Below are 20,127 nucleotides of genomic sequence, written 5' to 3'. Positions count from 1 at the left end.
GCGGTCGCTGGGCGGGTGCGGATGGCAGACTGGTGGGGTGAGTGAAACCGAGCTGGTCCACCTGAAGCCCCGCCGCATCCGGGTGGTCTGCTGGTCGGCAGCGGTCGCGCTGGTGGTGGTGTTCGCTCTTGTCGCCACCTCGCTGAGCGGGCCGACCGGCGACGGCTACGGCAGTTTCCAACGCGGCGACCAGATCGCCATGATCGGCCTGGGCGTCTTCGGCGCGTTGGGCTTCCTGTTGTTCACCCGCCCGCGGGTGGAGGCCGACGCGCGGGGTGTCCGCGTGCGCAACGTCGTCAGCTCGTACGAGCTGCCCTGGGAGGTCGTCCGGGGGGTCCGCTTCGACCGGGGCGCGCCGTGGGCCAGCCTGGAGCTGCACGACGACGACCTGCTGCCGATGGTCGCCCTGCAGGCGGCCGACAAGGAGTTGGCCGTCGACGGCGTCCGCGCCCTGCGCCGGCTGCACGAGGCGCACCTGGCCCGCCTCGCCGAACGCGCCGCCGGCAGCTGACCCGCCCGCGCTCGCGCCTGGGGGTGCCCGGTTTGGGGGTGACCCGGGCCGGGGTGTAGTGTTGTGAGGTCGACCAGGCTGTCTCCGCGTGCGAGCAGACAGCCACGAAAGCGGAGCGCCTGCTCCCACCCGAGTCGCCGCTACGGTGGCCGGGTCCGGTCCCCGGTTCCGGGTACGCCCCGGTGCCGGATGCGCGATCCTGTGATCGTGCTGACCGGTCGAGCGGGCCCTGGCATGCGCCGGGGCCTTCTGCTTTCCAGGATGACCCCCACCCGGGGGCCGCGAGGGTCGGCAACTGAGCAGAAACGACTCGAGGAGGCCCCATCAGCGTCGAACCACGCGTGAACGATCAGATCCGGGCACGTGAGGTCCGACTGGTCGGCCCCGAGGGTGAGCAGGTGGGCATCGTCCCGCTGGAGCGCGCCCTTCAGCTGGCCGCGGACGTCGATCTGGACCTGGTCGAGGTTGCGCCGATGGCGCGCCCGCCGGTGTGCAAGCTCATGGACTTCGGCAAGTTCAAGTACGAGAGCGCACTCAAGGCGCGCGAAGCGCGGCGTAACCAGCAGCAGACCGTCATCAAGGAAATGAAGCTTCGGCCGAAGATCGACCCGCACGACTACGAGACCAAGAAGGGTCACGTGGTGCGGTTCCTCAAGGCGGGCGACAAGGTCAAGGTGACGATCATGTTCCGCGGTCGCGAGCAGAGCCGCCCGGAGCTGGGTTACCGGCTCCTGCGCCGGCTCGAGTCCGAGATCACGGAACTGGGATACGTCGAGGCCGCTCCGAAGCAGGACGGCCGAAACATGATCATGGTTCTCGCCCCGCACCGGGCCGTCAAGGCTTCCGCGGTCGCCGCCACGGCGTCTCGCGGCGGACCTCGGGACCGGGCCGCGGACGAGTCCGCCGCTCCGGCAGCCGATGAGACCGCGGCGGTCGGCGAGACCGCAGCAGCCGGTGACACCGGCCTCGCCGCCGACACCAGCGGCGAGTAACAGGGGAGAAGACGTTCCACATGCCGAAGATGAAGAGCCACACGGGTATGGGTAAGCGGGTCAAGGTGACCGGCAAGGGCAAGATCGTTGCCCAGCAGGCCGGCCTGCGCCACAACCTGGAGAAGAAGCCCTCCACCCAGACCCGCCGGCTGACCGGCACGGTCGTGCTGGCCAAGGCCGACGTCAAGCGCATCAAGAAGCTGCTCGGCCGCTGACGCGCGCCACCTTTACGTAAGAAGGAGTTGAGATGGCACGCGTCAAGCGGGCTGTGAACGCCCAGAAGAAGCGTCGTACCCTGCTGGAGACCGCGAGCGGTTACCGCGGTCAGCGCTCCCGGCTGTACCGCAAGGCCAAGGAGCAGGTGCTGCACTCGATGCAGTACGCCTACCGGGACCGTCGCGACCGCAAGGGCGACTTCCGGCAGCTGTGGATCCAGCGGATCAACGCGGGCGCCCGGGCGAACGGGATGACCTACAACCGCCTGATCCAGGGCCTGCGTCTGGCCGGCATCGAGGTCGACCGCAAGATCCTGGCCGACATGGCTGTCAACGACGCCGCCTCGTTCGCGGCGATCGTCGAGCTGGCCCGGGCCGCGGTCACGGCCGAGGGCACCGGCGGCGCGGCGGCCCAGGCCGCCTGATCCCCGCGCACCAGAGCGAGGCGTCTCCCGGGTCGGCATCGCCGTCCGGGGGGCGCCTCGATCGTGCCGGAGGAGCGCACACCATGGCTTTCACCCCGCGTACCCCAAGGGTTGTCGCCGCCCGCCGGCTGCAACGCCGCCGGGACCGCGACGCCACCGGCCGTTTCCTGGCCGAGGGCCCGCAGGCGGTCCGCGAGGCCCTCGCACGCCCGGGGGTGGTCACCGAACTCTTCGGTACGACCACCGCGCTGGACCGGCACCCGGAGTTGGCCGCCACGGCGGCCCGCGCCGACGTGCCGATCTCCGAGGTGACCGACGAGGCCCTCGCCGCGCTGGCCGAGACCGTCGCCCCGCAGGGGCTGGTCGCCGTCTGCCGGCACCTCGACGTGCCGCTGGAGCAGGCGCTCGCCGGTGCGCCCCGGCTGGTGGCGGTGCTCGCCGAGATCCGCGACCCGGGCAACGCCGGCACGGTGCTGCGCACCGCCGACGCCGCCGGGGCGGGCGTGGTGGTCTTCGCCGGAGACGCCGTCGACCCGTACAACGGCAAGTGTGTACGCGCCTCCGCCGGCAGCCTCTTCCACGTCGACGTGGTCCGCGCCGCCGACCCGGTCGAGGTGGTCGACGCGCTGCGCGCCGCCGGGCTGTCGATCTTCGCCACCACGGGGTACGGCGACAGCGACCTGGACGACCTGATCGATTACGGTCGGCTCGCCGGCCCCACCGCGTGGTTGTTCGGCTCGGAGGCGCACGGCCTGTCCGAGGAGTTGACCGCCACCGCCGACGCCCGCGTGCGGGTGCCGTTGTACGGGCGCGCCGAGAGCCTCAACCTGGCTGCCGCCGCCGCAGTCTGCCTGTACGCTTCAGCGAGAGCACAGCGCTGATGGTGTCCACACCCGGCGCGACTGACAGCAGGGGAGAGCGTCCGTCGATGAACGCGCCACGGCGTTCGTTTAGCCAGCCCGCCGGTGTCGGCGGGCGGCGGGCCTGACCTGCTCCCTGCGCAACTCCTACCGGCGGGCTGCGGCACAGCCGCGCGTCCGTAGACTCGCCTAGCCGCCCCGGTGAGGGCTGGCGCCGCCGTGAGGGAGTGCCCGTACGCCATGAGCTACCGCAACGATCCGTACGACCCGAAGCAGGTCGCCCTGCTCGACCCCGCCGCCCTGGACGAGGCCGTCGCGGACGCCACGAAGGCGTTCACGGCGGCGACCGACCCGGATGCGCTGACCGCCCTGCGTTCGGTGCACCTGGGTGACCGGTCACCGGTCTCCCTCGCGCGCCGGGAGATCGGCGCGTTGCCGCCGGCCGCGAAGTCCGACGCCGGCAAGCGGGTCAACGAGGCCCGCCGGGCGATCGAGACCGCGTACGCCGACCGCGCCGAGGTGCTGGAGCGCGAGCAGGCCGAGCGGGTGCTCGTCGAGGAGCGGGTGGACGTCACCCTGCCGTACGACAGGCGTCCGCGCGGCGCCCGGCACCCGTTGAGCGTCCTGATGGAGTCGATAAGCGACCTGTTCGTCGGGATGGGCTACGAGGTGGCCGAGGGGCCCGAGGTCGACCTGGAGTGGGTCAACTTCGACGCGTTGAACATCCCCGCCGACCACCCGGCGCGCGGTCTGATGGACACGTTCCACATCGCGCCGGAGGGCTCCGGCCTTGTCCTCCGCACGCACACGTCGACGGTGCAGACCCGCACGATGCTCAGCCGCAAGCCGCCGATCTACGTGATCGTGCCCGGCCGCGTCTACCGCACCGACGAGATCGACGCCACCCACAGCCCGGTGTTCCACCAGGCCGAGGGCCTCGTCGTGGACAAGGGCATCACGATGGCGCACCTGCGGGGCACGCTCGACCACTTCGCCCGGGCGATGTTCGGCCCGGAGGCGAAGACCAGGTGGCGGCCGCACTACTTCCCGTTCACCGAGCCGTCGGCGGAGTTCGACGTCTGGTTCCCTGAGCACCGCGACGGCCCGCAGTGGGTCGAGTGGGGCGGCTGCGGCATGGTCAACCCGCGGGTGCTGCGCGCCTGCGGCGTCGACCCGGAGGTCTACTCCGGATTCGCCTTCGGCATGGGCATCGACCGGACCCTGATGGTCCGGCACGGGGTCAGCGACATCCGCCATCTCTTCGAGGGCGACGTGCGGTTCAGCCGCGCGCTCGGGACCGGGGCGTAGGCGATGCGGGTACGAGACACGGGAACGGTGGTCTGAAGTCATGCGAGTTTCTGTCAGTTGGCTGCGGGAGTACGTCGACCTCCCCGCCGACCTGCCCACCGGTGACCTGGAGCAGGCCCTGGTCGATCTCGGCATCGAGGTCGAGTCCGTGGTGGACCTGGCCGCGTCGGTCACCGGTCAACTCGTCGTCGGTGAGGTCCGCGAGATCGAGGAGCTCACCGGCTTCAAGAAGCCGATCCGCTTCTGCCGGGTCGATGTGGGCGCCGCCAACGGCACCGGCGACCCCCAGGAGATCGTCTGCGGGGCGCGCAACTTCGCCGTCGGTGACAAAGTGGTGGTGATCCTGCCCGGCGGTGTGCTGCCCGGCGGGTTCGCCATCGGCGCCCGCAAGACGTACGGGCACAACTCGGCAGGCATGATCTGCTCGGCCAAGGAGCTGGGCCTGGGCGACGACCACTCCGGCATCATCGTGCTGCCGCCGGACGTGGCGGCCAAGCCGGGCGACGACGCGCGCCCGGTCGTGGGCCTCGACGACGTCGTGCTCGAGCTGGAGATCACCCCGGACCGGGGGTACGCGTTGAGCCTGCGCGGCCTGGCCCGGGAGCTGTCGCACGCGTTCGACGTTCCGTTGCGCGACCCGGGGATGGCGCCCGCGCCGGGCGGTACGCCGACGCCTGCGTACCCGGTGGAGGTCCGCGACCCGGTCGGCTGTGACCGGTTCACCGCCCGCCTGGTCCGCGGCGTCGACCCGAACGCGCCCACGCCGTCCTGGATGGCCCAGCGGCTCGTCACCGCCGGCATCCGCAGCATCTCGCTGCCGGTGGACATCACCAACTATGTGATGCTGGAGCTGGGCCAGCCCATGCACGCCTTCGACGCCGACCGGATCGTCGGGCCGCTGGTGGTCCGTCGCGCCGAGCCGGGGGAGAAGCTGACCACGCTCGACGGGGTCAACCGGGTGCTCACCGCCGACGACATGGTCATCTGCGATGACACCGGGCCGATCTCGCTCGCGGCGGTGATGGGCGGCGAGACAAGCGAGGTCGTCGCCGACACCACCACAGTGCTCTTCGAGGCGGCGCACTGGGACCCGGCGATGGTCGGGCGGACCGCCCGCCGGCACAAGCTGTTCAGCGAGGCCGCGAAGCGCTGGGAGCGGGGCGTCGACCCGGCCGTGGCGCTCGTCGCGCTGGAGCGGGCCGTCCGGCTGCTCACCGAGCACGGTGGCGGCACCCCGAGCGCCGAGATCCTGGACATCGACCACGTCCGTCCGCGTACCCCGATCACCCTGCCGGCGGACCTGCCCACCCGGCGGGTTGGCGTCGAGTACCCGCCGGCGCGGGTCGTCGCCCTGCTGGAGCGGGTCGGCTGCACGGTCGCGCAGGGCGCGGACCGCCTGTCCGAGGACCCGGGCGCGGTCGGCGTGGCCAGCGGCGCCGGGGCGGCGCTGAGCGTCACCCCGCCGACCTGGCGACCCGACCTGACCGACCCGGCCGACCTGGTCGAGGAGGTCGTGCGCCTCGACGGGTACGACAAGGTGCCGTCGGTGCTGCCGACCGCGCCGCCCGGCCGCGGCCTGACCCCGCGCCAGCGTCGCCGCCGGGCCGTCGCCTGGTCGCTGGCCGAGCGGGGGTACGTGGAGGTGCTCGCGCACCCGTTCGTGTCGCCGGAGCTCGCCGACCAGCTCGGCCTGCCTGCTGACGACCCGCGTCGGCCCGCGGTGCGGCTGGCCAACCCGCTGTCCGAGGAGGAGCCGCTGCTGCGCACCACGCTGCTCGGCCCGCTGCTCGGCATCCTCAAGCGCAACCTCGGTCGGGGTCACCGTGACCTCGCCCTCTACGAGATCGGCGCGGTCTTCCACCCGCGACCCGGCGCCGGCAGCCCGCCCGCGATGGGCGTGGACCGGCGGCCCACCGACGCGGAGTTCGCCGCCGCCGACGCGGTGGTGCCGGCGCAGCCGGTGCACGTCGCGGTGGTCCTCGCCGGGGACATCGACCCGGCCGGCTGGTGGGGTGCCGGTCGGCCGGCCGGCTGGGCGGACGCCATCGAGGCGGGCCGTGACGTGCTGGCCGCCGCCGGGATCCCGGACGAGCGGGTCGAGGTGCGCGCGGCCGAGTACGCGCCGTGGCACCCCGGCCGGTGCGCCGAGCTGCGGGTCGACGGCGCGGTCGTCGGGCACGCCGGTGAGCTGCACCCCGCGGTGGTGGCGGCGCTGGAGCTGCCCCGCCGTACCTGCGCCATGGAGCTGGACCTCGACGTGCTGCCGCCGACCCCGGTGACGCCCGCGCCAACGGTCTCCGGCTTCCCGCCGGCGCTCATCGACGTGGCCCTGGTGGTGGACGACTCGGTGCCGGCCGAGCAGGTCCGCCGGGCGCTGGAGGCGGGCGCCGGTGAGCTGCTGGAGGATGTGCGGCTGTTCGACGTGTACTCGGGCGCGCAGCTCGGCGAGGGCCGCCGGTCACTGGCGTACAAGCTGACCTTCCGGGCCCCGGACCGGACGCTGACCGTCGAGGAGGCGGTGGCGGCACGGGACGCGGCGGTCGCCGTCGCGGCGGAGCGTTTCGGCGCCACCCTGCGCGGCGCCTGACCATCCAACGAGGGTCCTTCCCGCAGGTTTTCTGCGGGAAGGACCCTCGTAGTCGTTTCAGTCGATGCCTCATTACCCGGTTCCGGCGCTCGCGCCGTCGGTAGGGCGATGGGCCTGTCGGGATTCGTACAGACGCGCAACAGCGCCTTGGGCGGGTGCATACAGTCCACCGACAACCCAGATGACGAAGGGCTTCCATGTCGGGTTCGCCCACCGATCCGCTGCTGACGTCCGTGCAGGACGCCGTTGTGCAGGCCTACTACCCCGACCGGGTGCGAGCCGCCGCAGGCGCGCGTACCCGGGCCCAGGCGGCGCAGTCGGTCGTGACCGTGTTCGCCGGCGCGCTGGTGGCGACGTTCACCCTCACGTCGCTGGCCACCGCCGCGCCGGTGACCCGCGTCGGGGGCTGCGCGGCTGTCACGCTCTGGCTGCTGGCCGCGGTGCTCTACGTCCGCGCGATCGCGACAATCGTGCCTGCCGCGCCCACCGCCGCCCGGGAGGCGCGCGACGGCCGGTCGCTCGTTGAGGAGGTGCTCAAGCGTGGCGACGACGAGGCCCGCCAGGTCGACCGCCGGCAGAGGACGGCCAACCTGGCATCGGTCCTGGCCCTGGCGGTGACCATGCTGACCTTCGGCTCGGCGCTGTTCGTCGAGCACCCCGACAAGGCCCGTCGTGGCGTCCTGATCCTCGGGACCGAGGGACAGGCGACCCTCCGTGCCCTCTGCGGCACCGGGGAGGCGAGGGTCGACGGGGAGATCGACGTGACTTCGTTCTCGGGGCAGTTCGTCTCCGTGCGGCTCGACCGCTGTGGTGAACGACGGGACGTCACCGTACGAATTCCGAGAAGCGCGGTGTCGTCCGCGTTGACCATGGAGGGCTGAGCCGTGGCGCTGCACACCGATCCCACACTGCTGATCGTCCGGGGCGTCCCGTCGGCGGCGGCGGCCGCGATGGACCTGGCGGAGGCCTGCGTGGCCGCGATCGCCCGCTTGCACGAGGCGGGCGGCGCGCTGGACGCCGTCGTCCTCGTCGGCAACCTGACGACGTCGGCGGCCGACGACGAGTTCGTCGCGGTCTCCGCGCTGGTGGACCGGATTCTCGCCGAGTGCTGCGACGCCCCGGTGCCGACGGAGTTGCCCGCCGTGTTGGCGGTACCAGGTCCCGGTGACCGCACCCCGATGTCCGGTGCCCTGGTGACCGTGCGGTCATTGACCGACTTCTGGCCCATGGTGCGGGACAACTTCTGGGCGGACGAGACCCCGGACGTGCGGGACGCGATTCGCGTCGGCTTCCAGCCCTTTCAGCAGTGGTACGACGGGTACGCCACTGAGAGTGGATGGCTGCCTGGGCTGATGCCCGGAGAGGGCGGGCTGGTGCTCGGCTCCGGCGAGGTCCGGCTCGGCCTCGTCATGCTCAACAGCGCTTTCCGGATGCTCACCGCCGACGCCCCGGCGGAACTCGCCATCCTGCACGGTCGGCAGATGAGCGCTGTCGTCGACGCGTGGCCGGAGCCGGTCGACGGCGTCGCGGTCTTCGCCCCGATCGCCACCACGCTGCCCGATGATTCTCCGATCCCGGTGCTGCCGGTCGCCGGTCAGGCGGGCTCTGTCGAGGGGGACGGCTGGCTCACGCTCGACACGGGGGCGTACCTGTTCGCCGCTCGGCGGACGGTGACCGGGGCGGTCGGGCTGGTCGACCTGGACGGTGCCACGGTCCTCGACGCTGCCGCCCGTATGCCCGGAGCGCTGGACGTCGCGGTCGACGAACCGCCTGCCGAGTCCGAGCCGGCCGGTACGGATCTGGCGGTCCTGCACGAGGAACTCGACAACATCATGGCCACCGGCCAGGCCGTCCTGGTCCTCACCTCCGGCCTGGAGGCCGAGTCGCGGGGGGAGTGGTCGAGTCCCCTCGGAAGCCCAGACGACGTATTGGACACGCTGGTCAAGCACTTGCCCAGCGAGATCTCGGGCGGACGGGTGACGCTGGCTGCGGTCATGCAACGACTGCGGCAGGTCGATCCGTCGCTGGTGCACCGGACCATCGGCGGCATGCTCGTCGCCGACGGCTCCACCGTCAACGACACGGCAATGCGGCTACTGCTGGCTCCCTGGTACCGGGTATACGACTGCACCGGGACGAACATCTTCCACGACATCGCGGCCCGCTTCGACGTCGGCGCGAACGTGGTGGTCGTGGACGCGCACCGCGACCCTCCGGGCCGGGGACGCCAGCAGCTCGAGGTGGTGGCGATGAACGGCATCGCCCCGGGCAGCAGCACCGCTCCGGTGAGTTTCGACATCGACGATCGGGGGCGCGGTAGCCGGGCCCAGTGGTTCCGGCAGATGAAGGCGGACCTGATCACCCATCCGGTGGTCTTCACCGCCAGTGATGTGGACAGTCGCCACCTGGCGCTCTACCTCGACACGTTGGCCGGCGACGGGGGCGCGGAGGCCATTCCGCGCCGGTTCGTGGTCGCGCCGGGCGTGGACGCCACCGCCTCCTGGAAGCTGACGGGTGTCGGGTGCGCCCAGATCCCGGTCACCGTCGAGGAACTGGCCCGGCAGCGGTTTGGTGCGTCGAGGGAGCCGATGCGGCGTGGCGCCCAACTGCGCGCCCGAATGCGCTCCGTGCTGGACCGCAACGCCGGGGTGCAGCTCGTTTCGGCGCTGCTGGAGGCCGCACCGACCGGCGATCCCCTCTATCTGCGAGGCACGGACCCCACATGGGGGGACGTGAAGGAGTCCATCCCGGCGCCGCTGTCCACCCTGACGGCGATGCTCGAACTGGCCGAGGTCGACGGGCCGCGTAAACCGGTGCTGGTGCTTAACGACCGGTCCGGCACCGGCAAGTCGACCACCCTGATGCAGTTCGCGGTGGCCCTGCACACGCGTGGTCTAGCCGTTGGGTGGGTGGACCGGGCGACCACGAAGTCGAGTCAGGACGTTCTCGGCGAGTGCGTCGATCTCGGTCTGGACGCCGTGCTGATTGACGACGTCGATATCTTCGGCGCCGAGGCGGCCCGCCTGGTGACGCGGCTGGGGCAGCGCGGCGGAATGCTCGTGGCAGCCACCATCCGCAGCACCCGCGGGCATCTGCTCGACGAGGTGGCCGGCCTGACCCGGGTACCGCCGCTGCGGTTGACCGACGACGACCTCAACGCACTGGTGCACCGGCTGGAGACGTTCCGGCAACTCGGCAAGCTCAAGCAGTACCGGCTGCACGACGTACGGGTGGAGCGGCTGCGGCAGGTGTCCGACCGCGACCTGATGGCCGCCATGGTGGAGGTGATCACCGGCTACCGGTTCGAACAGCGGGTCAGCAGCGAGTTCGATCAGCTCGATCCTCGGGAGCGGAACATCTACGCGACGGTGTGCCTGTTCGAGGCACTGCAGTATGAGGACCGCTCGTTGACGCTGCCGCAGAACGCTCTGCTGCAGATCGCCTCGGACGGGCCACCCGACCTGGTGGTCAACCGGGCGATCGAGCGGCTCGTCTCCGGCCGGCGGATGTTGGTGCGGCGGGAGTCGGGGCACATCCGCACCCGGCACCGGGTGGTCGCGGAGGCGATGGAGAAGTTCATCCGGGATGACAAGGCGTACTTCCTGGACCTGTTCGAGCGTCTGCTGTTGTTCTACGTGCAGCGCGGCGCGGACATCACCGACCGTAACGACCCGACCCGCCGGGCCATGGTCGCGCTGATCAACCACCGGGTGATGATGAAATCCGGACTGTCGGTGGAGTCCGTGCGGAACGTCTACCACCAGCTGCACGACTACCTCAAGGACGACTTCCACTACTGGTTGCAGTGCGGGTCGTACGAGCTCGAACGGCGCAACCTGGATCTGGCGGCGACGTACCTGGAGACCTCGCGCGGCTGTGACGGGGGGCAGGACCACTTCAAGGTGGTCACCACCTGGGCAATGGTGTGCCTGCGACGGGCCAGCCAGCATCCCACCGACCGCGGCCTGCACGACGTGGCCGTCGACGCGTTCCGGGAACTGGAGCGGATCGCCGCGCAGGAGGGCGACCGGTCGCCGCATACGATCGTCACGATGGTCAAGGACGGGACGCACTGGTTGCAGCGCGGAGTCTTCTTCACCGACGACGAGCGTCAGAGCCTCGCCCGCCGCATTCTGCGCTGGATCGAGATCGGGCACCGGTTGCTGGCCATGAATGTGGAGTTCCGATCGGCCGCGCAGCACTGCACCAAGGCGTTGGAACGCATGGTGCAGGCGGAGGAGGAGCGAACGATCCCGCTGTGAACCGGGACGCTCGGTGCGTAGTTATATGCGGCACGCTGCATGAACTTGCAGTCCGGTGATCACCCCTGTTAGCCTCTTCTGCATAGTCATGCGGAGGTGGGTATGGGGATCCGAGTCGCGGTCGCCGGTGCGAGCGGTTACGCCGGGGGCGAGCTGCTGCGCCTGATCGCCGGGCACCCGGAGTTCGACCTGGTCGCCGCCACCGCGCACAGCCAGGCCGGGCACCGCGTCGACGTGGTGCACCCGCAGCTCACCGGGCTCGACCTGGTGCTCGGGGAGACCGACCCGTCGACTCTCGCCGACGCCGATCTGGTCTTCCTGGCCCTGCCGCACGGCGAGTCGGCGGCCCTCGCGGCCCAGCTTCCGGCCGAGGTGCGCATCGTCGACCTGGGCGCGGACCACCGGCTCGCCGACCCGTACGCCTGGGCGCAGTACTACGGCGGCACGCACGCCGGGCAGTGGACCTACGGCCTGCCCGAGCTGCCCGGCCAGCGGGACCTGATCGCCGGCTCCACCCGGGTGGCGAACAGCGGCTGCTACGCCGCGGCTATCACCCTGGCGCTCGCGCCGCTCATCGCCGATGGCGCGGCCAGCCCCGCCGACGTGGTGGTGGTCGCCGCCTCCGGCACCTCCGGCGCCGGGCGGGCGGCGAAGCCGCACCTGCTGGCCAGCGAGGTGATGGGCGACCTGTCGCCGTACCGGGTCGGCACCCACCAGCACGTGCCGGAGATCAAGCAGGCGTCCGGGGCGACGGGCCTGTCGTTCACCCCGGTCCTGGCGCCGATGCCGCGCGGCATTCTCGCCACGGTGACCGCGACGCCGGCGCGCGGCGTCGACCCGCAGCAGGTGCTGGCGCAGGCGTACGCCGACGCGCCGTTCGTGCACGTGTTGCCGGAGGGCCGCTGGCCGCACACGGCCGCCACGCTGGGTTCCAACTCGTGTCACCTCCAGGCGACCGTGGACGTCGACTCGGGTCGGCTGATCGTCCTGAGCGCACTGGACAACCTGGGCAAGGGCGCGGCCGGTCAGGCCGTGCAGAACGCCAACCTCATGCTCGGCCTGCCGGAGACGACGGGCCTGTCCATCTGGGGAGTCGCACCATGAGCGTCACCACCCCTCGGGGGTTCCGGGCGGCCGGGGTGGCCGCCGGGTTGAAGGCCAGCGGTGGCGCGGACGTCGCCCTGGTGGTCAACGACGGCCCGGACGCCGGTGTCGCCGGTGTCTTCACCACCAACCGGGTCAAGGCCGCGCCGGTGCGCTGGAGCCAGCAGGTCGTGCAGGGCGGTGTGGTGCGGGCGGTGGTGCTCAACTCCGGTGGCGCCAACGCCTGCACCGGCCCGGCCGGCTTCCAGGACACCCACGCCACCGCCGAGCACACCGCCTCCGCGTTGAGCGCGGTCAGCCCGCGGCTGCTCCTCGGCGCCGGCGAGGTGGCGGTCTGCTCCACCGGTCTGATCGGTGAGCGGCTGCCGATGCCGAAGCTGCTGCCCGGGGTCCGTACGGCGATCCGGGGCCTGTCGCGCGACGGCGGTCCAGCCGCCGCCGAGGCCATCATGACCACCGACACCCGCCCGAAGAACACTGTGGCCCGGGGCAGCGGTTGGACGGTCGGCGGGATGGCCAAGGGCGCCGGGATGCTCGCGCCGGGGATGGCCACCATGCTCTGCGTGCTCACCACCGACGCGGTGGCCGGGCCGGCCGTGCTGGACGAGGCGCTGCGCGCGGCCACCCGGGTCACCTTCGACCGGGTCGACTCGGACGGCTGCATGTCCACCAACGACACGGTGCTGCTGCTGTCCAGCGGCGCGAGCGGCATCGAGCCGACGCCGGCCGAGCTGGCCGCCGCGGTCACCGCGGCCTGCCACGACCTGGCCCAGCAGCTCATCGCCGACGCCGAGGGCGCCACCAAGCAGGTCGCCATCGACGTGGTGGGCGCCGCCGACGAGGACGACGCGGCCGAGGTGGGCCGCTCGGTGGCCCGCAACAACCTGGTCAAGACCGCGCTGTTCGGCAACGACCCGAACTGGGGCCGGATCCTCGCCGCCGTCGGCACCACCGCCGCCGCGTTCGAGCCGGACGAGGTGGACGTCGCGGTCAACGGGGTGTGGGTGTGCCGGGGTGGTGCCGCCGCCGAGGACCGCTCGACTGTCGACCTGACCGGGCGGGACGTGACCATCCGCATCGACCTGCACGCCGGAACGTCGGCCGCGACGATCTGGACCAACGACCTGTCCCACGCGTACGTGCACGAGAACTCGGCGTACTCGACATGAGTCTCAGCGGTGATCTCACCCGCGCCCAGGTCAAGGCGGAGACGCTTATCGAGGCGCTGCCCTGGCTGGCGCGTTTCTCCGGCTCGACGGTGGTGGTGAAGTACGGCGGCAACGCCATGACCGACCCGGAGTTGCAGCGGGCGTTCGCCGCCGACATGGTCTTCCTGCGCTACGCCGGCCTGAAGCCGGTCGTGGTGCACGGCGGCGGCCCGCAGATCTCGGCCATGCTGGGCCGGCTCGGCATCGCCAGCGAGTTCCGGGGCGGTCTGCGGGTGACCACCGCCGAGGCGATGGACGTGGTCCGGATGGTGCTGGTCGGGCAGGTGGGCCGGGAGCTGGTCGGGCTGATCAACTCGCACGGTCCGTTCGCCGTCGGCCTCTCCGGCGAGGACGCCCGGTTGTTCACCGCGGTGCGCCGCCCGGCGTACGTGGACGGGCAACCCGTGGACGTCGGCCAGGTCGGCGACGTCGAGTCGGTGGACGTGTCGGCGGTGACCGATCTGATCGACGCCGGCCGGATCCCGGTGATCTCGACTGTCGCGCCGGACGTCGACGGGGTGCTGCACAACCTCAACGCGGACACCGCCGCGGCCGCTCTGGCGATCGCGTTGCGGGCCCGCAAGCTCGTCGTGCTCACCGACGTGGCCGGCCTGTACGCCGACTGGCCGGACACCACCAGCCTGGTCTCCGAGATCACCGCGGACGACCTGGCGAAGCTGCTGCCCAGCCTCGAGTCGGGGATGGTGCCCAAGATGGAGGCCTGCCTGCGGGCGGTGCGCGGGGGAGTTCCCGCCGCGCATGTCGTCGACGGTCGGGTGGCGCACTCCACGTTGCTCGAGGTGTTCACCTCGGAAGGGTTCGGAACGATGGTGATCGGGTCATGAGCGCTCTGGCGCAGCGCTGGGGTCAGTCCATGATGGACAACTACGGCACGCCGCCGCTGGCGCTGGTGTCCGGTTCCGGCGCCGTCGTGGTGGACGACGCCGGCCGGGAGTACCTGGATCTGGTGGGCGGCATCGCGGTGAACGCTCTCGGACACGCCCACCCGGCCGTGGTGGCCGCCGTGTCGAAGCAGGTCGCCACCCTGGGGCATGTGTCCAACCTCTACATCGCCGAGCCGCCGGTCGCCCTGGCCGAGCTGCTGCTGGCCCTCGCCGGCCGGCCCGGCCGGGTCTTCTTCGCCAACTCCGGCGCGGAGGCGAACGAGGCGGCGTTCAAGCTGTCCCGGCGTACCGGGCGCGGTCACGTGGTCGCCACCGCGGGCGGGTTCCACGGCCGCACCATGGGCGCCCTCGCGCTGACCGGCCAACCGGCCAAGGCCGACCCGTTCCGTCCACTGCCGGGCGAGGTGACCCACGTCGCGTACGGCGACGTCGCCGCGCTGGAGGCGGCGGTCACCGAGGCGACCGCCATGGTGATCCTGGAGCCGATCCAGGGCGAGAACGGGGTGGTCGTACCCCCGGCGGGTTACCTCGCGGCGGCGCGGCGGATCACCGCCCGGCACGGCGCGCTGCTGGTGCTCGACGAGGTGCAGACCGGCGTCGGCCGGACCGGTCACTGGTTCGCGCACCAGGCCGAGGGCGTGGAGCCGGACGTGGTCACGCTGGCCAAGGGTCTGGGCGGTGGGCTGCCCATCGGCGCCACGCTCGCCTTCGGTCGGGCCGCCGACCTGCTCACCCCGGGCTCGCACGGCACCACCTTCGGCGGCAACCCGGTCAGCTGCGCGGCGGCGCTCGCCGTGGTGGCGACCATCGCCAACGAGGGACTGCTCGACCACGTCAAGCGCGTCGGCGAGCGGCTGCGCCGGGGCATCGAGGCGCTTGGCCATCCGCTGATCGGCGGCGTACGCGGCGCCGGGCTGCTGCTGGGCGTGACGCTCACCGCGCCAGTGGCGACGGTCCTGGCCGAGGCGCTGCGCGAGGCCGGTGTCCTGGTCAACCCGGTGCAGCCGGGTGTGCTCCGCCTCGCACCGCCGTTGATCCTCACCGTCGCCCAGGCGGACGCCTTCCTCGCCGCGCTCCCCGCGGCGCTTGACGTGACGGCCCCAGCGGCCGCGGGCACGGCACCCGAACCCTCCACGCAGCCCACCACGACGGGGACGATCGCATGATCCGGCACTTCCTGCGCGACGACGACCTCTCGCCCGCCGAACAGTCCACGGTCCTCGACCTCGCGGCGCGGATGAAGGCCGACCGGTTCGGCCACCAGCCGCTGGCCGGCCCCCGCTCGGTGGCGGTGCTGTTCGACAAGCAGAGCCTGCGGACCCGGATCTCGTTCGACGCCGGGATCGCCGAGCTGGGCGGTCACCCCCTGGTCGTGGACACCCAGGTCACCCACTTCGGCCGGGGCGAGACCCTCGCGGACGCCGGACGGGTGCTGTCGCGTTACGTGGCCGCGATCGTGCTGCGCACCCACGGCGACGACCGGATCGCCGAGGTGGCGCAGGGCGCCAGCGTGCCGGTGGTCAACGCGCTCACCGACGGTTTCCACCCCTGCCAACTGCTGGCCGACCTGCTCACCATCCGGGAGCGGTGCGGCGGCACGGCCGGGCGCACCCTCACCTACGTGGGCGACGGCGCGAACAACATGGCGCAGTCGTACCTGCTGGCCGGCGCGACGGCCGGGATGCACGTCCGCATCGCCGGGCCGGACGGCTTCGCGCCGGACGAGGCGGTTGTCGACCGGGCGGCCCGGATCGCCGCCGGCACCGGCGGCTCGGTACGGGTGCTCACCGACCCGGCCCGGGCGGTCCGTGACGCCGACGTGCTGGCCACCGACACGTGGACGTCGATGGGGCAGGAGGCCGACGGTCTGGACCGGGTCACGCCGTTCCTGCCGTACCAGGTCAACAAGGAGCTGCTCGGCCAGGCCGCGCCGGACGCGGTAGTGCTGCACTGCCTGCCCGCGCACCGCGGTGAGGAGATCACCGACGAGGTGCTCGACGGCCCGCAGAGCGCGGTCTTCGACCAGGCGGAGAACCGGCTGCACGCCCAGAAGGCGCTGCTGACGTTCCTGCTGCGCGGCGAGACCGGCACCGGGGAGCAGCGATGACCGCCCCGTTGACCCGCGCCGCCCGGCACGCCCGGATCGTGGAGCTGATCCGGGACCGGGCCGTGCGCTCGCAGACCGAACTGGCCGACCTGCTCGCCGCCGACGGCGTCGGGGTCACCCAGGCCACCCTCTCGCGGGACCTGGAGGAGCTGGGCGCGGTCAAGGTGCGCGGCGGCGACGGCCCGGCCGTCTACCTGATCCCCGAGGACGGCCACCGGCCGCTGCGCGACGCCGAGGCCGCACCGGCCCGGCTGGTGCGGCTGCTGCGCGAACTGCTCAACGGGGTCGACTCCAGCGGCAACATCGCCGTGCTGCGTACCCCGCCGGGCGCAGCCCAGTACCTGGCCAGCGCGTTGGACCGAGCGGGACTGCCCGAGGTCGTCGGCACCATCGCCGGCGACGACACCATCCTCGTGGTGGCCCGCGAGGCCGTCGGCGGGGCCGCGCTCGGCGACAAGCTCGCCGGCTGGGCCCGCCGGGACGACACACTTGAAGGGAACACCACACCATGACCGACCGGGTCGTCCTGGCGTACTCCGGAGGGTTGGACACCTCGGTCGCCATTCCCTACCTGGCCGAGCAGACCGGCGCCGAGGTGATCGCGGTGGCGGTCGACGTCGGGCAGGGCGGCGAGGACCTCGACGCCATCCGGCAGCGCGCCCTGGACTGCGGCGCCGCCGAGTCCGAGGTGGTCGACGCGCGCGACGAGTTCGCGGCCGACTACTGCCTGCCGGCGATCCGGGCCAACGCCCTCTACATGGACCGCTACCCGCTGGTGTCGGCGCTGTCCCGCCCGCTGATCGTCAAGCACCTGGTGGCGGCGGCGCGCAAGCACGGCGGCACGATCGTCTCGCACGGTTGCACGGGTAAGGGCAACGACCAGGTCCGGTTCGAGGTGGGCCTGAACGCGCTCGCCCCCGATCTGAAGATCATCGCGCCGGCCCGGGACTTCGCGTGGACGCGGGACAAGGCGATCGCCTTCGCCGAGGAGAAGGGGCTGCCGATCGACGTGTCGGCGAAGTCGCCGTACTCCATCGACCAGAACCTGTGGGGTCGTGCCGTGGAGACGGGCTTCCTGGAGGACATCTGGAACGCCCCCGTCGAGGACCTCTACTCGTACACGGCCGACCCGGCCGAGCCCCGCGACGCCGACGAGATCGTGATCACCTTCGACGGCGGCGTGCCGGTGGCGATCGACGGTGAGACGGTCACCCCGTACCAGGCGATCCTGGAGCTGAACCGGCGCGCGGGCGCGCAGGGCGTCGGCCGGCTCGACATGGTCGAGGACCGCCTCGTCGGTATCAAGAGCCGCGAGGTGTACGAGGCGCCCGGCGCGATCGCGCTGATCACCGCCCACCAGGAGCTGGAGGCGGTGACCGTGGAGCGTGACCTGGCCCGCTTCAAGAAGAGCGTGGACCAGCGCTGGGGCGAGCTGGTCTACGACGGCCTGTGGTTCTCGCCGCTGAAAGACTCGCTGGACGCGTTCATCGACGACGCGCAGCGGCACGTCAGCGGTGAAGTACGGATGGTCCTGCACGGCGGACGCGCAACGGTCACCGGTCGGCGTTCCGAGGCGAGCCTGTACGACTTCGGGATGGCCACCTACGACACCGGCGACACCTTCGACCAGTCCCTGGCGAAGGGCTTCGTGCAACTGTGGGGCCTGCCGAGTCGGATGGCCGCCGCACGCGACGCCCGGATGGGTGGCTGACGAGCATGGGGACCACAATGGGCGGCGTGGACGACAAGAGCCTCACCGAGAACAGCGCCGGCACCAACCGGACGAGCCTGTGGGGTGGCCGCTTCGCCGGCGGCCCCGCCGAGGCGCTCGCCCGACTGTCGGTGAGCGTCCAGTTCGACTGGCGCCTGGCCCCGTACGACATCGCCGGTTCCCGGGCGCACGCCCGGGTCCTCGCCGGCGCCGGCCTGCTCGACCCCGAGGAGCTGGGCCGGATCCTGGCCGCCCTGGACGACCTGGAGGCCGCCTGCGCCTCCGGGTCGTTCCGCCCCACCATCGACGACGAGGATGTGCACACCGCGCTGGAGCGGGGCCTGCTGGAGCGGCTCGGCAGCCTCGGCGGCAAGCTGCGCGCCGGCCGGTCCCGCAACGACCAGGTCGCCACCGACCTGCGGCTCTACCTGCGTGACCACGCCCGGGGCGTGGCCAGCCGCCTGGTCGAGCTGGCCGAGGCGCTGGTCGAGCAGGCCGAGCGGCACATCGACACCGCCGCACCCGGCATGACGCACCTGCAGCACGCCCAGCCGGTCACCTTCGGGCACTGGCTGCTGGCCCACGTGCAGCCGTTGCTGCGGGACCTGGAACGGCTGCGCGACTGGGACCACCGGGCGGCGATCAGCCCGCTCGGCGCGGGCGCCCTGGCCGGTTCCGGCCTTCCCCTGGACCCGGTGGCAGTGGCCAAGGAGCTGGGTTTCCGGACGTCGTTCGCCAACTCGATGGACGCGGTCGCGGACCGGGACTTCGTCGCCGAGTTCCTCTTCGCCACCGCCCTGATCGGTGTGCACCTGTCCCGCCTCGGCGAGGAGGTGGTGCTCTGGACCTCGCACGAGTTCGGCTGGGTGGAGCTGGACGACGCGTTCGCCACCGGATCGTCGATCATGCCGCAGAAGAAGAACGCGGACATCGCCGAGCTGGCCCGGGGCAAGTCCGGCCGGCTCGTCGGCGGCCTGATGACGGTGCTGACCATGCTCAAGGGTCTGCCGATGACGTACGACCGGGACATGCAGGAGGACAAGGAGCCCGCCTTCGACGCGGTCGACACCCTGGAGCTGCTGCTGCCGGCCCTGGCGGGAATGATCTCCACGATGACGGTCCGGGTGGACCGCCTCGTCGCCGCCGCCCCGGTCGGCTTCTCCCTCGCCACCGAGGTCGCCGACTGGCTGGTCCGGCGCAACGTGCCGTTCCGCGACGCGCACGAGATCACCGGCCGGCTGGTGGCGCTCTGCGCGGCCCGGGAGTGTGAGCTGGAGGACGTCTCCGACGAGGACCTGGCCGCGGTCAGCGAGCACCTCGACCCGTCGGTGCGGGACGTGCTGTCGGTGCGTTCGGCCCTCGCGGCCCGGACCACGCCCGGCTCGACCGGCCCCGGTCCGGTCGCCGACCAGCTCGCCGCCGCCGCGGACCGGCTGGCCGGGTGGCGGGACTGGGCCACCGAGCGGGTCGTACCCCGCTGACCTCGCCGTGGCGTCGGCGTGAGCCGCCGGCGCCACGGTCGGTTCAGGCCGTCGGGCGCTCCCGCCTGGGGAGCTTGGCCACCACCATGTCGTACGACGCGTCGACCGCCTCGGTCAACTCGTCGGGGTCGATGCCGCCGTCGAGGCTCAGCGTGTTCCACCCCGACCGGCCGATGTAGGCCATCGGGCGGGCGTCGTCGGGGTGGCGGTGCAGCCACTCGTCGGCGATCTCGCGGGTCGGGCCGCACTTGATGCCGACCGTGGGTTTCCCGTCGCCGTTGCCGAGGAACGCGAAGATCCGGCTGCCGACCTTCACCACCTCGTCGTTCTCCCATGGCCGGTCCAGCCATGCTCCCGGTTTGGCCAGGCAGTACGCCAGCATCTCCGCGCGATCCATGAGGCCTCCTCGTCGTGCGCACAGTCTGCCCGTCCGGGCGTCCACAGGCACGCG

Annotated in this window: 18 protein-coding genes; 17 read left to right on the top strand and 1 reads right to left on the bottom strand. The window is 72.2% G+C overall.

Annotation, left to right across the window (positions count from 1 at the left end; all coding sequences use genetic code 11):
* The first annotated feature begins 37 nt into the window (after positions 1-37).
* From FHG89_RS13180 to argH, 17 genes are all read left to right on the top strand, one after another.
* Positions 38-511, top strand: a complete 474-nt coding sequence (locus tag FHG89_RS13180; RefSeq protein WP_208760954.1) for a PH domain-containing protein — start codon at positions 38-40, stop codon at positions 509-511.
* 341 nt (positions 512-852) lie between these two features.
* On the top strand, positions 853-1,503 hold the full coding sequence (infC, locus tag FHG89_RS13175) for a translation initiation factor IF-3 (RefSeq protein WP_139584680.1): 651 nt from the start codon (positions 853-855) through the stop codon (positions 1,501-1,503).
* Between the two features lie 20 nt (positions 1,504-1,523).
* Positions 1,524-1,718, top strand: coding sequence for a 50S ribosomal protein L35 (rpmI, locus tag FHG89_RS13170; protein WP_007458415.1), 195 nt, complete (start codon positions 1,524-1,526; stop codon positions 1,716-1,718).
* A gap of 32 nt (positions 1,719-1,750) precedes the next feature.
* Positions 1,751-2,143, top strand: a complete 393-nt coding sequence (rplT, locus tag FHG89_RS13165) for a 50S ribosomal protein L20 (protein WP_007458417.1) — start codon at positions 1,751-1,753, stop codon at positions 2,141-2,143.
* 83 nt (positions 2,144-2,226) lie between these two features.
* On the top strand, positions 2,227-3,024 hold the full coding sequence (locus tag FHG89_RS13160; protein ID WP_139584679.1) for a TrmH family RNA methyltransferase: 798 nt from the start codon (positions 2,227-2,229) through the stop codon (positions 3,022-3,024).
* A 219-nt stretch (positions 3,025-3,243) separates the two neighbouring features.
* Positions 3,244-4,311: a phenylalanine--tRNA ligase subunit alpha gene (pheS, locus tag FHG89_RS13155; protein WP_139584678.1), complete on the top strand. Its 1,068-nt coding sequence runs from the start codon at positions 3,244-3,246 to the stop codon at positions 4,309-4,311.
* A 40-nt stretch (positions 4,312-4,351) separates the two neighbouring features.
* Positions 4,352-6,898 carry a phenylalanine--tRNA ligase subunit beta gene (gene pheT / locus FHG89_RS13150; RefSeq protein ID WP_139584677.1) on the top strand — a complete coding sequence of 849 codons (2,547 nt, stop codon included), beginning with the start codon at positions 4,352-4,354 and terminating at the stop codon, positions 6,896-6,898.
* 197 nt (positions 6,899-7,095) lie between these two features.
* Entirely contained in the window at positions 7,096-7,779 is a 684-nt protein-coding gene (locus tag FHG89_RS13145; RefSeq protein WP_139584676.1) for a hypothetical protein, read from the top strand.
* 3 nt (positions 7,780-7,782) lie between these two features.
* Positions 7,783-11,160: a P-loop NTPase gene (locus FHG89_RS13140; RefSeq protein ID WP_139584675.1), complete on the top strand. Its 3,378-nt coding sequence runs from the start codon at positions 7,783-7,785 to the stop codon at positions 11,158-11,160.
* Positions 11,161-11,262: 102 nt separating this feature from the next.
* Positions 11,263-12,264 carry an N-acetyl-gamma-glutamyl-phosphate reductase gene (gene argC / locus FHG89_RS13135; protein ID WP_139584674.1) on the top strand — a complete coding sequence of 334 codons (1,002 nt, stop codon included), beginning with the start codon at positions 11,263-11,265 and terminating at the stop codon, positions 12,262-12,264.
* Positions 12,261-13,433: a bifunctional glutamate N-acetyltransferase/amino-acid acetyltransferase ArgJ gene (argJ, locus tag FHG89_RS13130; protein ID WP_139584673.1), complete on the top strand. Its 1,173-nt coding sequence runs from the start codon at positions 12,261-12,263 to the stop codon at positions 13,431-13,433. Before argC ends, argJ begins: the two co-directional genes overlap by 4 nt.
* Positions 13,430-14,317: an acetylglutamate kinase gene (argB, locus tag FHG89_RS13125; protein ID WP_139584672.1), complete on the top strand. Its 888-nt coding sequence runs from the start codon at positions 13,430-13,432 to the stop codon at positions 14,315-14,317. The genes argJ and argB overlap by 4 nt, the downstream gene beginning before the upstream one ends.
* Entirely contained in the window at positions 14,314-15,543 is a 1,230-nt protein-coding gene (locus tag FHG89_RS13120) for an acetylornithine transaminase (RefSeq protein ID WP_139584671.1), read from the top strand. The genes argB and FHG89_RS13120 overlap by 4 nt, the downstream gene beginning before the upstream one ends.
* Entirely contained in the window at positions 15,540-16,484 is a 945-nt protein-coding gene (argF, locus tag FHG89_RS13115; RefSeq protein WP_139584670.1) for an ornithine carbamoyltransferase, read from the top strand. Before FHG89_RS13120 ends, argF begins: the two co-directional genes overlap by 4 nt.
* Positions 16,481-16,996: an arginine repressor gene (locus tag FHG89_RS13110; RefSeq protein WP_139584669.1), complete on the top strand. Its 516-nt coding sequence runs from the start codon at positions 16,481-16,483 to the stop codon at positions 16,994-16,996. Before argF ends, FHG89_RS13110 begins: the two co-directional genes overlap by 4 nt.
* Positions 16,993-18,195 (top strand): argininosuccinate synthase, encoded by a 1,203-nt coding sequence (locus tag FHG89_RS13105; protein ID WP_139584668.1) that lies wholly within the window; start codon positions 16,993-16,995, stop codon positions 18,193-18,195. The genes FHG89_RS13110 and FHG89_RS13105 overlap by 4 nt, the downstream gene beginning before the upstream one ends.
* A gap of 17 nt (positions 18,196-18,212) precedes the next feature.
* Positions 18,213-19,676 carry an argininosuccinate lyase gene (argH, locus tag FHG89_RS13100; protein WP_139584682.1) on the top strand — a complete coding sequence of 488 codons (1,464 nt, stop codon included), beginning with the start codon at positions 18,213-18,215 and terminating at the stop codon, positions 19,674-19,676.
* A gap of 43 nt (positions 19,677-19,719) precedes the next feature.
* Here argH and FHG89_RS13095 read toward each other — a convergent pair whose 3' ends face one another.
* Entirely contained in the window at positions 19,720-20,073 is a 354-nt protein-coding gene (locus tag FHG89_RS13095; RefSeq protein ID WP_139584667.1) for an MmcQ/YjbR family DNA-binding protein, read from the bottom strand.
* Positions 20,074-20,127: the final 54 nt, after the last annotated feature.

The organism is Micromonospora orduensis (assembly GCF_006228125.1).
GTDB classification, from domain to species: Bacteria; Actinomycetota; Actinomycetes; order Mycobacteriales; family Micromonosporaceae; genus Micromonospora; species Micromonospora orduensis.
The sequence above is the reverse complement of the archived record's forward strand: the minus strand, read 5'-3'. Positions and strand labels throughout refer to the sequence as shown.